At 75.6% G+C, this 12,985-nt stretch carries 14 protein-coding genes and 1 pseudogene; 5 read left to right on the top strand and 10 right to left on the bottom strand.

The features are described from left to right. Window positions 1-1,248, bottom strand: a 1,248-nt coding sequence (locus ABD345_RS33325; RefSeq protein WP_344557675.1) for an FtsX-like permease family protein, incomplete at its 3' end; no start/stop codon positions are given. Next, window positions 1,245-1,943: an ABC transporter ATP-binding protein gene (locus tag ABD345_RS33320; protein ID WP_344557673.1), complete on the bottom strand. Its 699-nt coding sequence runs from the start codon at window positions 1,941-1,943 to the stop codon at window positions 1,245-1,247. The genes ABD345_RS33320 and ABD345_RS33325, both read right to left, overlap by 4 nt. 184 nt (window positions 1,944-2,127) lie before the next feature. Between ABD345_RS33320 and ABD345_RS33315 the strand changes: the two genes are divergently transcribed. Continuing rightward, complete coding sequence (locus tag ABD345_RS33315; RefSeq protein ID WP_344557671.1) at window positions 2,128-3,381, top strand: sensor histidine kinase; 1,254 nt, start codon at window positions 2,128-2,130, stop codon at window positions 3,379-3,381. An 89-nt stretch (window positions 3,382-3,470) separates the two neighbouring features. Continuing rightward, window positions 3,471-4,139: a response regulator gene (locus ABD345_RS33310; RefSeq protein ID WP_380276519.1), complete on the top strand. Its 669-nt coding sequence runs from the start codon at window positions 3,471-3,473 to the stop codon at window positions 4,137-4,139. Between the two features lie 82 nt (window positions 4,140-4,221). On the opposite strand, the gene ABD345_RS33305 is transcribed toward ABD345_RS33310, so the two are convergent. Continuing rightward, window positions 4,222-5,166, bottom strand: a complete 945-nt coding sequence (locus ABD345_RS33305) for an NADP-dependent oxidoreductase (RefSeq protein WP_344557667.1) — start codon at window positions 5,164-5,166, stop codon at window positions 4,222-4,224. Between the two features lie 122 nt (window positions 5,167-5,288). On the opposite strand from ABD345_RS33305, the gene ABD345_RS33300 reads away from it, so the two are divergent. Then, on the top strand, window positions 5,289-5,705 hold the full coding sequence (locus ABD345_RS33300; protein ID WP_344557665.1) for a winged helix-turn-helix transcriptional regulator: 417 nt from the start codon (window positions 5,289-5,291) through the stop codon (window positions 5,703-5,705). A gap of 302 nt (window positions 5,706-6,007) precedes the next feature. Here ABD345_RS33300 and ABD345_RS33295 read toward each other — a convergent pair whose 3' ends face one another. Together ABD345_RS33295 and ABD345_RS33290 are read right to left on the bottom strand one after the other, a co-directional pair. Then, window positions 6,008-6,586, bottom strand: a complete 579-nt coding sequence (locus ABD345_RS33295; protein ID WP_344557663.1) for an AMIN-like domain-containing (lipo)protein — start codon at window positions 6,584-6,586, stop codon at window positions 6,008-6,010. A gap of 178 nt (window positions 6,587-6,764) precedes the next feature. Next, window positions 6,765-6,965, bottom strand: a pseudogene (locus tag ABD345_RS33290) (peptide deformylase); the annotation flags it as partial. Here ABD345_RS33290 and ABD345_RS33285 point away from each other — a divergent pair. Further along, window positions 6,957-7,118, top strand: a complete 162-nt coding sequence (locus ABD345_RS33285; protein ID WP_344557661.1) for a hypothetical protein — start codon at window positions 6,957-6,959, stop codon at window positions 7,116-7,118. The pseudogene ABD345_RS33290 and the gene ABD345_RS33285 sit on opposite strands and share 9 nt — an antisense overlap. A gap of 34 nt (window positions 7,119-7,152) precedes the next feature. Then, window positions 7,153-7,728, top strand: coding sequence for a hypothetical protein (locus ABD345_RS33280; protein WP_344557660.1), 576 nt, complete (start codon window positions 7,153-7,155; stop codon window positions 7,726-7,728). Between the two features lie 34 nt (window positions 7,729-7,762). Here the strand turns inward: ABD345_RS33280 and ABD345_RS33275 are convergent, their stop codons facing one another. From ABD345_RS33275 to ABD345_RS33255, 5 genes are read right to left on the bottom strand one after another with little or no spacing between them, the layout of a single operon-like run. Then, window positions 7,763-8,791, bottom strand: a complete 1,029-nt coding sequence (locus ABD345_RS33275) for an LLM class F420-dependent oxidoreductase (RefSeq protein WP_344557659.1) — start codon at window positions 8,789-8,791, stop codon at window positions 7,763-7,765. Window positions 8,792-8,828: 37 nt separating this feature from the next. Then, on the bottom strand, window positions 8,829-10,442 hold the full coding sequence (locus ABD345_RS33270) for an ABC transporter substrate-binding protein (protein WP_344557658.1): 1,614 nt from the start codon (window positions 10,440-10,442) through the stop codon (window positions 8,829-8,831). Beyond that, window positions 10,439-11,248 (bottom strand): ABC transporter ATP-binding protein, encoded by an 810-nt coding sequence (locus tag ABD345_RS33265; RefSeq protein ID WP_344557657.1) that lies wholly within the window; start codon window positions 11,246-11,248, stop codon window positions 10,439-10,441. Before ABD345_RS33265 ends, ABD345_RS33270 begins: the two co-directional genes overlap by 4 nt. Continuing rightward, window positions 11,245-12,162, bottom strand: coding sequence for an ATP-binding cassette domain-containing protein (locus ABD345_RS33260; RefSeq protein WP_344557656.1), 918 nt, complete (start codon window positions 12,160-12,162; stop codon window positions 11,245-11,247). Before ABD345_RS33260 ends, ABD345_RS33265 begins: the two co-directional genes overlap by 4 nt. Then, window positions 12,159-12,983, bottom strand: a complete 825-nt coding sequence (locus ABD345_RS33255; RefSeq protein ID WP_344557655.1) for an ABC transporter permease — start codon at window positions 12,981-12,983, stop codon at window positions 12,159-12,161. Before ABD345_RS33255 ends, ABD345_RS33260 begins: the two co-directional genes overlap by 4 nt. Window positions 12,984-12,985 lie beyond the last annotated feature (2 nt).

Here is a 12,985-nt window from a genome sequence, read left to right as displayed (position 1 = left end):
CAGGCGGGCGGGGGCGCGGCGGGCGGGGCGGGGCGGGGGGCCGGCGGCGAGGGCGTCGGTGGTGCGCATCCGCCCGGCCCGGCGGGCGCAGAGCAGGGCGGTGCCGGTGACCAGGGCGAGGGTGCCGAGCACGACGGCGGCGTCGACCTGCGGGGCGACCACCGCGGAGGTGGTGCGGTAGACCTGTTCGGTGCCGGAGAGCACGGCGGTGGCGGCCAGGTTGCCGATCAGCGCCCCGGCCAGGGTGCCGGCGGCGGCGGGGAGCAGGGCCTGTCCGAGGTGGACGCGCACCACCTGGGCGGGGGTGAAGCCGATCGCCTTCAGGATGCCGGTGCGGCGGACGTCCGCGCCGACGGTGCCCGCGACCACGGTGCCGACGATCAGCACCGACATGGCGATGCCGAGCAGGCCGAAGGCGGTCAGGAAGGGCAGGAAGACGCCGGTGCCGCGGCTGTTGGCCGCCCGGGCGCCGAGCCAGTCGGTGGCGCCGGTGAGCGCCCCGGCGGGCAGCGTGGCGGTGACGGCGGCGCGGTCGGCGGCGAGCCGGTCGGGGGTGGCGGCGTCGGCGAAGCGGTAGAGCTCCTGGAGGCCGGTGCCCTTGACGGCGAGGGCGTCGACCTGGGCGGGGGCGATCCAGCCGTCGGCGGTGCGGGTGACGGAGCGGGCGAGGCCGACGATCCGCAGGGCGGTGGTGCCGCCGTCGGCGGTGGGGAAGGCGATCGTCCCGCCGACCGGGAGCCGGGGGCCGTCCCAGTCGGCCGAGACGACGATCTGGCCGGGGCCGGTGACCCAGTGGCCGTCGGTCAGGGCGACCCGGTCGACCGGGCCGCCGGGGGTGTCGCGGCCGGCCAGGGTCATCGGGGCGAGGGTCATCCCGGCGGGCAGCGCGGGTCCGGCATCCGGTCGGGTGTCGGGTCGGGCATCCGGTCCGGCATCCGGTCGGGCGTCGGGGAGCCCGGCGGGGTCGGTGGCGACGGTGCGGAACGGTCCGGCGGCGGCGGTGACGCCCGGGACGTGCGCGGTGGCGGCGAGCGCGGCGGCGTCGGTCTTCGCGGGGTCGAACTCGGCGGTCAGGTGCGGGCCGTACTGGCGGGCGAAGGCGTGCTCGAACGGCGCGTCGGAGGCGACCAGCAGCGAGCCGCCGAGCACCGAGGCGGTGACCGCGGCGGTCGCGGCGAGGGCGGTGACGGCGCTCTGCACCCGGCGCCGGAGCAGGGCGGCGCGCAGCACGGTGCCGAGGGCGCTCATCGGGCGGCTCCGTCCGTGGCGGCGGCGGTGGTCGCGGCGTTCGCGGCATGGCGGGTGTCGGCGGCGATCCGGCCGTCGACGATCCGGACGGTGCGGGTGGCGCAGGAGGCGGCCAGCGCCGGGTCGTGGGTGACCACGATCAGGGTCTGGCCGTCGGCGTGCACCTCGCGCAGCAGCGCCTTGACGTCCTCGCCGGAGGCGGAGTCGAGGGCGCCGGTGGGTTCGTCGGCCAGCAGCAGGGCCGGGCGGTTGACCAGCGCCCGGGCCACCGCGACGCGCTGGCGCTCGCCGCCGGACAGCCGGCCGGGGTGGGCGTGCTGGTGCCGGGCGACACCGAGGGTGTCCAGCAGGGTGCGGGCCCGGCGGCGGGCCTCGGCGCGGCGGGTGCCGGTGAGTTCGGCCGGGAGGGCGACGTTGTCGAGCACGGTCAGGTCGTCCAGCAGGTGGAAGAACTGGAAGACCATGCCGATCGCGGCCCGCCGGTGCCGGGCGGCGCCGGCCTCGCCGAGGGTGTCGATCCGGGTGCCGGCCACGGTGACCGTGCCGGCGTCGGGCCGGTCCAGTCCGGCGATCATGTTCAGCAGGGTGGACTTGCCGCTGCCGGACGGTCCGACCAACGCCACCGCCTCGCCCCGCCGCACGGTCAGCGACACCTCGCGCAGCGCTGCCGGTCCGTCCACGAACGTGCGGGTCACGCCTTCGAGTTGCACCACTGCTCGGTCCGTCTGCACGGTCTCCCCCTCGGTCTTCCGGTGAACGGTCCTCACGCTAGGGTCGGAGCCGGTGCGGCCACGTCGCTCGGACGGGTCATCTCCCGTACCTCGCGGGGACGATGGCCGCCGCTGTCATCCTTGCGAGGTAGTCGGGAGGGGTACGGGGGTGGAACTCGGCGGCGCCGTAGGCCGGTTGCGGGCGTGGGCGGCGGGGCCGGACGGGCCGCCGACCGAGCGGCCCGCGGTGGGGCGCCGGGTGCTGCTGGCGGACGCGGCGCTGGCGGCGGCGTTCGCGCTGGTCGGGCTGCGCTACGTGCTGGTGGCGCCGAACGCGTCGGCCGCGCCGCCGGACATGGCGGTGCTGGCGGTCGGCGCGGCGCTGCCGCTGGCCTGGCGGCACCGGGCGCCGGTCGCCGCACTGGGCTTCCAACTCGCTTTTTGCGTGGTCCTGTTGGCCCGGCACGGCTACCCGGACGTGCTGTTCGTGGCAGCGCTGGCGGTGATGGCCGGGCTGTACGGGGCGCTGGCCTTCGGTCGGCGGCGCCGACTGCTGGCGGTGGCCGTCCCGGCGGCGGCCGCGGTGCTGGTGGCGCTGTTCGCCCGGGCGAAACTGCCGCACTTCCCGAACTGGCTGATGGCCCTGCTGCTGCTCTGCCCGGTCGCGGCGGCGGCCTGGGGGCACCGGCTGTGGGCGGCCCGGGCCGAGCGGGGCCGGGAGCGGCTGCGGGTGCTGGAGCTGGAGCGGATCGAGGCGCTGCGGCAGGCCGTCGAGCACGAACGGGCCCGGATCTCGCGGGAGTTGCACGACGTGGTGACGCACAGCGTGAGCGTGATGGTGATCCAGGCGGGCGCCGCCCGGATGGTCGTCGAGCGGGACGCGGCGGCCGCCAAGGAGGCGCTGGCCGCGATCGAGGCGGGCGGGCGGGCCGCGATGAGCGACCTGCGCAACGTGATGGGCCTGCTCACCATGGACGCCCCCGACGGCGCCGATCCCGCCGCGGCCGCCGACCTCGCCCCGCTGCCGGGCCTGGACGGCCTGGACGCCCTGGTCGGCCGACTGCGGACGGCGGGCGTCGAGGTGGCGCTGCGGGTCGAGGGAAGACGCCAACAGCTTTCACCCGCCGTCGAGTTGACGGCCTACCGGGTCATCCAGGAGGCCCTGACCAACATGCTCAAGCACGCCGTCGGGGCGCGCGCCGAGATCCGCGTCGCGTACGGCCCGGACGGGCTGCGGGTGGACGTCGCCCACGGCGGGGGCCGGCCCGGGCCAGCCGCGGGCACCGGCGGCGGCCGGGGCCTGCTGGGCCTGCGCGAGCGCGTCACCGTCCACGGCGGCACCTTCCGGGCCGGGCCGCGACCCACTGGCGGGTACCGCGTCACCGCATCGATCCCGTTGACCAGCAGCCCGGAGGACCCGTGAACACCCCACCCCCGCAAGGAACTTCCGCCCCCGCCCCGCTCCGGGTGGTGATCGCCGACGACCAGGCGCTGGTGCGCACCGGCTTCCGGATGATCCTGGCCGCCGACGGCATCGAGGTCGTCGCCGAGGTCGACACCGGGACGGCCGCCGTGCAGGCCGTCCGGCGCACCCTGCCGGACGTGGTGCTGATGGACATCCGGATGCCCGAGATGGACGGCCTGGAGGCGACCCGGCGGATCCTCGCCGCGGACGCCGCGCACCCGCCGCGGGTGATCGTGCTGACCACCTTCGACCTCGACCAGTACGTGTACGCGGCGCTGGACGCGGGCGCCAGCGGCTTCCTGCTCAAGGACGTGACGCCCGAGCACCTGATCGCGGCGGTGCGACTGGTGCGCACCGGCGACGCACTGCTGGCCCCGGCGATCACCCGCCGGCTGGTCGCCCGCTTCGCCCGCCGCCCGGGCACCGCCCCCGGCGCGTCCCCCGACCTGTCCCCCGACGCGCCCGGTGACGCGCCCGGCGGGAAGAACGCGGAGCGGCACCGCGCGCTGGCCGCCCTGACCGTCCGGGAGCGCGAGGTGCTCGAACTGCTCGCCCACGGCCTGAGCAACGCCGAACTGGCCGCGCACCTGACCCTGTCCGAGGCGACGGTGAAGACCCACGTCGCCCGGATCCTGGCCAAGTCGGGCCTGCGCGACCGCGTCCAGGCGGTGGTGCTGGCCTACGAGACCGGGCTGGTCGCCCCGGGCAGCCGCTGAGCGCCGCTCCCCGGGGCGGCGCCGCTACGCGGACGGCCTCCGCCGGGTGGCCCGACCCGGACCGGGTCAGGGGCGCCCCGGGTCAGGGCACGAGGACGAGCTTGCCCGGCACCCGGTTCGCCTCGCCCAGCACGTGCGCCTCGGCCGCGTCCTCCAGCGGCAGGACCCGGCCGACGGCGGCCCGCAGACCGCCCGACTCCACCAGGGCGGCGAGCTCCGCCAGGTCCGCGCCGGACGGGGTGAACCCGAACTCGGCGAACCGTAGGCCGCGTTGCCCCGCCAGGGCCCGGACGGCCGTGCGGTCCGGGCCGGTACCGCGCACGTCGACCAGGATCCCGCCCGGGGCCAGGACCTCCAGCGAACGGGGACCGTAGTCGCCCGCGATCGGGTCCAGCACGACGTCGACGTCCCGGGCGAGCGCCGCGAAGTCGCCCGCCGTGTAGTCGATCGGCTCGTCGACGCCCAGCCCGCGCAGGAAACCGTGCCCCGCCGCCCGGGCGGTGCCCAGCACGTACGCGCCCCGGGCCTTGGCGACCTGCACCGCGAGGTGCCCTACCCCGCCCGCCGCAGCGTGCACCAACACCCGCTGACCGGGGCTGACTTCGGCCACCCGCACCAGCGCCTGCCAGGCGGTGAGCGCCGAGACCGGCAGTGCCGCCGCCCCCACCGCGTCCACCGCCGCCGGGGCCGCGGCCAGCGCCGATTCCGCGACCACCGCGTACTCGGCGTATCCGCCGCGCGGCGGGAACGCGCAGCCGAACACCCGCTCCCCCGGGCGGAACCGGTCGGCCCCCGGGCCGAGCGCCACCACCGTGCCGCACAGGTCGATGCCCACGGTGAACCGCTCCGCGAACGGGGGTGTGCCGAACCTGGCCACCTCCCCGGAACGGATCTTCCAGTCCGCCGGATTCACCCCGGCCGCCAACACCCGCACCAGCACCTCCCCCGGTCCGGGCTCCGGCCGCTCCACCTCGACGACCCGCAGGACCTCCGGCCCGCCGTACCCGTCCTGACTCACCGCGCGCATCCGGGCGCCCATGCCGCTCCCCCTCGTCCGGGTGGCCGACCGCTCCGGCCGGCCCGCCACCCATCCTCGGCCGGGGCGGTATCCCTTGTGAAGAAGGCACCTGACTGATACTCAGGTACCTCATGGAAACCGCCCAAGCCGCCCCCGCCGAGGACCGGTCAGCCACCTACCGCCGCGACTGCCCCTCGCGCACCGTCATCGAGGTGCTCGCCAACAAGTGGGTGCTCTACGCCCTGGCGGCCCTGCGCCGCTCCGAACGGCCGCTGCGCTTCAACGAACTGCGGCGCCTGCTCGACGGCATCACCCAGAAGATGCTCTCCCAGACCCTCCGCGCCCTGGAGCGCGACGGCCTGGTGCACCGCACCGTCTACCCCACCGTCCCACCGAGCGTCGAGTACTCACTCACCGAACTCGGCCTCGAAGCAGGTCAGTTGACCGCCGCAATCGGCAACTGGTCGGTCCGCCACGCCCGATCCGTCCAAGCCGCCCGCACCGCCTACGACGAACGCGCCTCCACCCCGCCCCAACCCCTGACCTGACCCCCGCCCGACCAGCACCACCGCGGAACAGGACGCCCCGGACCGTCCGACCGCGCCACCGCACCACCCGGCCGGACCGCCGGCCCGGGCCGTGTTCCGTCCCCGAGCCGCGCACCGGCAAGCCTCCGAATCAGCTGCGCCGCCGCCCGTTCTCGCGCGTTCGATGCTCCCGGAGCCGAAGCGAGCAGGTCAGGGAATCACAGTTGCGAGGACGGGAAACCGACCCGGTCGGGGCCGGGTGCGGCGGAGCTCCGGTCGGGCGGGGTGTCCCGCCGGACCGGAGCTCCGGGCTGCCGCGGGGGTCAGCTGGCGGTGCCCCAGGTGTGGGCGACGTCGATGACGAGTCGGTTGTCGAGCTGGAAGACCTGGAACGGCAGGCGGGCCCGGACGCCGAGGCCGAACTGGGTCCGTCCTTCGAAGCCGCCGATCATGCGGGCGTCCACGAAGGTGCGGTAGCCGGTGAGGTCGACGCCCGGGAGCGGGTCGCCCGCCCGAACCGGGTAGACCACCCGGTAGGGGTCGAACTCGTAGGTGTTCGCGCCGACCATGATCTCCAGGACGTCGCCGCCGGCCACCGGGTACGGGATGCCGGAGGCGTCCTGGTAGATGACGTTGCCGCCCATGTAGCCCACCCGGTACGAGAGCGGGTTCTCCGGCGAGGTGCCCGGGGCGTCGATCACCAGGCGGTCGAAGCACTCGTGGGCACCGGTACGGACGTTCGTCAGCGCCTGCGTCTGGTACGGAACCGTCCGGTCCTGCCGGTCGAGGCTGCCCCACACGACCGAGCAGTCCTCGGTGACGGCCGAGGCCGCCGGCACCACGGTCACCGCCGCCCCTGCGGCGAGCATCACGGCAGCCAGCGCGGTGGTCCACCGTCGCATGTCGTTCCCCCTATCCGGGCCGGCCCGAGTGGCCGGCCCGCGACTATCCACGCGCCGGCGCGCGAAAAGGTGTCGACCGTTCGGGCACAGATCCTTGTCCGTGCGGCCGTGCGGCCGTGCGGACGTGCGGACGAGCGGACGAGCGGCCGTGCGGACAGGACTTCGGGCGTACCGCGGGTCAGCCGAGGCGGGCGGTGTTGGCGGCGCGGCGGGCGAAGACCTCTTCCTGGCGGTCGGCCATCTCGCGGAGGGCCGACTTGCGGGCGCGGGCGGTGAGGCGGTCCAGGTAGAGGCGGCCGTCGAGGTGGTCGGCCTCGTGCTGGAGGCAGCGGGCGAAGTAGCCGTGGCCCTCGATGACCAGGGGGGTGCCGTGCCGGTCGCCGCCGTCCTGCACCTCACGCCCGGTGAGGCTCGTGAACTGGACTTCGCGGTGCGGGAGTTGTTCGCCCGTTACACCCGTCGCGCGGCGCCCCCGGCGGGGGCCGTGCCGTACGCGGTGGCGGCCCGGGTGCTGCCGCTGCTGCCGGGCTGAGCGGCTGTCGGCGGGCGGGGCTACCGTGCCTGCCATGGGTTACCAGACAGTCTTCACCGGGCGGATCGCCGTCGAGCCGCCGCTCAACCCGCAGGAGGTCGCCTACCTGCGGAAGTTCGCGGGCACCCGGCGGATGGACCGCGACCGCGGCCCGTACTTCGTCGACGGCACCGGGTTCATGGGCCAGGGCCACGACCCGGACGTCCGCGACCACAACGAGCCCCCGGCGGGCCAGCCCGGTCTGTGGTGCAAGTGGGAGCCCACGGCGGACGGGGCCGCGATCGCCTGGAACCGGAACGAGAAGTTCTACCGGGCGACCGAGTGGATGGCCTACCTGGTGGAGCACTTCCTGCGGCCCGGCGCCCGGGCCGCGGGCGAGCCGGGCTTCGAGGGCTTCACCTTCGACCACGTGCTGGACGGGGTGGTCGACGCGCGGGGCGAGGAGTCCTACGACAGCTGGCAGTTGACCGTGCGCGGCAACGAGGTGTCCGCGACCGGGCCGGTGGAGCCCCGGACGGCGTGGATCTGCGAGGGCTGCCTCGCCCGGGTCGCCGACGAGGACGCGGTCTGCTGCCCCGGCGCGGAGCCCACCCTGTGCCTCCTCGAATAGGCCCGCCCGCCGCAGGCCCCCCGCCCCGGCGGGTTCACCCGGCGGCGGGGCCGAGCCGGGCGAGGAGGTCGAGCAGCCGGGTGCGGCTGGTGAGCGCCTCCGGCGGCGGCGAGACGTACAGTTGGACGGCGGTGACGCCGGGCTGCTGGTAGCGGAGGATCTGCTCGCGGCACTCCTCGGGGGAGCCGTGCAGGAACAGTGCGTCCACCACCTCTTCGGGCAGGGCGCGTTGGGCGCCCTCGTGGTCGCCGTCGGCCCAGCGCTTGTGCGTCTCGGCGAGCAACTCGCCGTTGCCGAGCCACTGGTGGAACTTGCGGTAGGGCTCGCGGTTGAGGATCCAGGCCAGGAACGGGCGGCTGGCGCGGTGCGCGTACGCGGTGTCCTCGGTGGGGCAGACGAACACCTTGACGACGAGTTCCTTGCCGGGCGGCTGCGGGCCGACCGCGTCCAGCACCTTGGGGAGGTCCTGGGCGCGCAGCAGGTTGGTGATGGCGCCGTCCCCCTCGGTGAAGCCGAGCCGGAGCATGCCGGGGCGCAGCGCGCCGAGGATCACCTTGACCGGGTCGGCGGGCGGGTGGGGCAGCCGGTAGCCGGCGATGGAGAAGGTGTCGAAGTCGCCGGCGACGTGTTCGCCGCGCAGCGCGGCGGTGAGGAAGCGCAGCACGTCGCGGGTGCGCTTGAAGGGTTCGTCGAACGGGATGCCGTTGATGTCGGTGACGTGCGCGGGCACGGAGGCGCCGATGCCCAGCAGGACTCCCCCGGTGGAGAGTTGGGCGAGGGTGGCGGCGGTCTGGGCGAGCACGGCGGGCCCGCGGGTGTGCACCGGGACGATGCCGGTGGCGATCCGCAGCCGCGGGGCCCAGGCGGCGGTGGCGGCCAGCGGGGTGAAGGCGTCGGTGCCGCCGCCCTCGGCGCTCCACACGTCGCCGTAGCCGAGGTCGGGGAGCCGTTCGACCAGGAAGCGGTGCCGGTCGAGGGTCAGGCCGGGCAGCGGCAGGGTGATGCCCCAGGCGGGCGGGGGCGCGGCGGGCGGGGCGGCGGGCTGGTGGGCGGCGGTGCTCATCGGGGGCCTTTCGGGTCGGGCCGGTGCGGGCGGGGCGTCACGTGCCGACCGAGACGGTGGTGAGGTCGAGGAACCAGGACTGCGGCTGGACGAGTCCGTGCACGCCGGGGGCGAGGGCGCGCGGGTTGCGGTCGTTGACCACGAACAGCCAGGGCGCGTCCGTGGTGACCTGGCGCAGCGCGGTGCGGTAGGCGGTCTGCCGGGAGGTCCGGTCGGGGTCGGCGGCGGCGGTGGAGAGCAGTTCGTCGACCTTGGGGCTGGTGTAGTGGCCGGTCCAGAACGGGCTCTTGGAGCCGAGGAACAGCGGCAGCAGCGCCTCGGACTGGAACAGCGTGGTGGACTGGGCGATGGCGTCGGAGCCGAGCGCGACCTCGCCCTTGGCCTCGGCGCCGATCAGGGTGGTCCAGTCGGTGGTGCGGATCTCCACCTTGATGCCGACGGCGGCCAGGTCGCGTTGCAGGGCCTCGGTGATCGGCACCGGCAGCAGGTTGCCGGAGCCGCCGGTGGGCACCGTCACCGAGGTGGCGAAGCCGTTCGGGTAGCCGGCCTCGGTGAGCAACTGCCGTGCCTTCGCCGGGTCGTGGCCGTACCGGTCGTCGCCCTGGTCGTAGGCGGCGGTGGCCCGGGGCGCGGCCTGGAACGCCGGGTCGGCGGTGCCGTGCAGCAGGTCGGTGGCGATGGCCTGCCGGTCGATCGCGTAGTTGGCGGCCTGCCGGACCCGGACGTCCGCCCAGGGGCCCTTGGTGGTGTCCAGGATCCAGTACCAGAGGTGGTCGTAGCTGTTGGAGAGGATCTGCGCGCCGTCGGCCTTCAGGCTCTCCAGGTCGTCCGGGTTCGGGTACTCGATCCAGTTGACGCCGCCGGAGCGCAGCGCGGCGGTGCGGGCGGCCGGGTCGGGCAGCGCCTTGACCACGAGCCGGTCCAGCTCGGGGGCGCCGCGCCAGTAGTCCTTGTTGGCGACCAGGTCGACCTGCTGGCCCTCGGTCTGCGAGGCGAACGCGAACGGACCGGTGCCGACCGGGTGTTGGGAGAAGTTGGCGCTGCCGGTGCTGCGGACGGCGGTGGGGCTGGCGATCAGCACGTGCGCGAGGTCCTCCGGGAAGTGCCCGTTCGGGGCGGAGGTGACCAGTTCGACGTGGGTGTCGTCGGTCTTGCGGTACGAGGTGATGTCGCCGGCGTACTCCTTGGCGGCGGCGCCGAGCGCGTCGGTGTACTCGGGGCTGGCCTTGTCGAGGTAGCGGTGCAGGTTGAACAGCACCGCGTCGGCGTCGAACGCCGTGCCGTCCTGGAACTTGACGCCCTTGCGCAGGGTGAACGTCCAGGTGACCTTGTCGGGGGCGACCTGCCAGGACTCGGCGAGCGCGCCGGTCACCTGCGGCGGCCGGTCGGTGTCCTTGAGCAGTTCGTAGCGGGTCAGGCCCTCGTAGATCTGGAAGCTCAGCAGGCGCTTGCCCTCGAAGCCGGCGCCGCCGATCACGGTGTCCAGGTTGGGCAGCTTGCCGGTCGCGCCGATCACCAGCGTCCCGCCGCCGGCGCCTGCGGCGTCGCCGCCCGCGGAGGTGGCGGCGCAGCCGGTGGCGGTGAGCAGGACGGCGGTGGTGGCGAGGGCCGCGGCGGCTCTGGAACGGGTGCGGGGGTGCTCGGTCGTCATCTCGGTTCCTCGTTCTGGTCGTTCGGTCCGGTGGCGGACGCAGGGGTGCGGAGGGTGACGTGCGGGCCGGAGGCGTCCAACAGGGCCCGGGTGTAGGGGTGTTCGGGGGCGGTCCACAGCCGGTCGGTGCGGCCCTCCTCGACCACCCGGCCGGAGCGCAGCACCAGCGTCCGGTGCGCGAAGCGGGCCACCGCGGCGAGGTCGTGGGAGACGAACAGGTAGGCGGTGCCGGTGCGTTCGCGCAGTTCGGTCAGCAGGTCGAGCAGCCGTTCCCGGGTGTCGCGGTCCAGCGCGGAGGTCGGCTCGTCGCACACCACCAGCGCCGGACCGGTCGCCAACGCCCTTGCCACCGCGACGCGTTGCAACTGCCCGCCGGACAGCTCGCGGGGGAAGCGGCGGGCCAGCTCCGGCGCGAGGCCCACCCGGCGGAACAACTCGGCGGTGCGGTCGGCCCGTTCGCGCCGCGGGACGCCGTGGGCGCGCAGCGCGAAGCCGACGGCCTCGCCGGAGCGCAGCGCCGGGTTCAGCGACCCCCGGGGGTGCTGCGGCACGAACTGCAGCCTGGCCCGGACGTCCCGGTCGGCGCGGGCCCGCAGGCGCGCGGGGTCGCGGCCCTCGAACCTGACCGTCCCCGCGTCGGGACGCACCAGCCCCAGCGCGAGCCGGGCCAGCGTGGACTTCCCGGAACCGGACTCGCCGACCAGCGCGACGCTCTCGCCGGCGTGCACCTCGAAGCTGACGGCGGCGACGGCGGGGCGGTGGGCGTAGCTCTTGGAGACGGCGTCGAGCCGCAACAGGATGCTCATCGGAGGAAGTCCCCCTCGGGGGAAATCAGGGGCCCGGGGAACGGCGGGGCCGTGGCTGCTGACGGTTCACTGTCGGTGCGCGCGTGGGCTTCGGGTTCTGTTCCCCGGCCCGAAGCAGCACGGACTTTCCGATGGGCTCCGGCCCCCAGCAGCTCGGACTCGCCGTTCCCCGAGCCCCTGTCGGGGCTCTCCGTGACCAGCAGTTCCCTCGCGGGGCCGGTGGCCGTGAGGCGTCCCCCGTCGAGGACGGCGACGGTGTCGTCGATGCGGGCGGCGGCGGAGAGGTCGTGGGTGACGAGGAGGAGGGCGAGGCCGCGCTGGGCGCGGAGGGTGGTGAGGAGGTCGAGGACGCGGGCGCGGGCCAGGGTGTCGAGGGCGGTGGTGGGTTCGTCGGCGATCAGGAGTTCGGGGTCGCCGGCCAGGGCGAGGGCGAGGGCGGCGCGTTGGCGCAGGCCGCCGGAGAGTTCGTGGGGGTAGGCCCTCGCGGCGCGTTCGGGGTCGGGGAGGCCCGCGGCGGCGAGCAGCGGGAGGGCGGCGGCGCGGGCCTCGCGGCGGGTGGCGGCGAGGCGGTGGACGCGCCGGACCTGGGCGAGTTGGGTGCCGATGCGGCGCAGCGGGTCGAGGGTGGCGGAGGGGTCCTGGGGGACGTGGCCGATGCGGCGGCCGCGGATCCGGGTGAGGGCGCGTTCGGGCAGGCCGAGCAGTTCGGTGCCGGCGAGCCGGACGCTGCCGCGGACGGTGGCGCCGCCTCCGGGGAGGCCGAGGACGGCGCGGGCCAGGGTGGTCTTGCCGCTGCCGGATTCGCCGAGCAGGACGAGGGCGCGCCCGGCGTCGATCCGGAGCGTGACGTCGTCCACGGCCCGTACCCCGTCGGGGTGGTGGACGGTGAGGCCCTCGATGGCGAGCAGGCTCATCGGGTGGCCTCCGGTCCGGCGCCGAGGCGGCCCCGCAGCGTCTCGCCGAGGGTGTTGAAGGCGACCGAGACGGCGAGGACGACGAGGGCGGGGGTGGCGGCGAGCCAGGGGTGGGTGAACAGGGCGGGGCGGAGTTCGTCGAGCATGGCGCCCCATTCGGGGGTGGGCGGGGGGACGCCGAGGCCGAGGAAGGAGAGGCCGGCGGCGTAGACGACGGCGAGGCCGACCAGGGAGGTGGCGTAGACCAGGACGACGGGGGCGACGACCGGGAGGACCTGGCGCAGGACCAGGGAGGTGCGGGTGGCGCCGCTGACGGTGGCGGCTTCGAGGTACTCGGCGGTGCGGATGCGGCGGGTCTCGGTGAAGGCGACCCGGGCGACGGCGGGGGTGAGGACGACGGACAGCGCGAGGACGGTGGCGCCGAGGCCGGGGGTGAGCAGGGTGGCGACGGCGATGGCGAGCAGCACGCCGGGGAAGGCGTAGAGCACGTCGAGGGTGCGCAGCAGGGCCTGTTCGGTGGCGCGGCCGGCCAGTGCGGCGGTGCTGCCGAGCAGGGCGCCGGCCAGCGCGGCGACGGCGACGGGGAGCAGTCCGGCGGTGAGCGAGGGGCGGGCGGCCCAGAGCAGTCGGCTGAGCAGGTCGCGGCCCTGGCCGTCGGTGCCGAGCGGGTGGCCGGGGGTGCCGGGGTCGAGGAGGCGGTCGGCGAGGTGTCCGGCGGCGGGGTCGGCGGGGGCGAGCAGGGGCGCGGCGAGGGCGATCAGGACGGGGAGCAGCGCGGCGGTGGCGGCGAGCGCGGTGCGGTGGTCGCGGAGGGTGGCCACGG

The organism is Kitasatospora saccharophila, from assembly GCF_039529925.1.
In the GTDB taxonomy this organism is placed as follows: Bacteria; Actinomycetota; Actinomycetes; order Streptomycetales; family Streptomycetaceae; genus Kitasatospora; species Kitasatospora saccharophila.
Note: the sequence above shows the minus strand (reverse complement) of the source record. Positions and strands in the feature narration are given on the sequence as shown.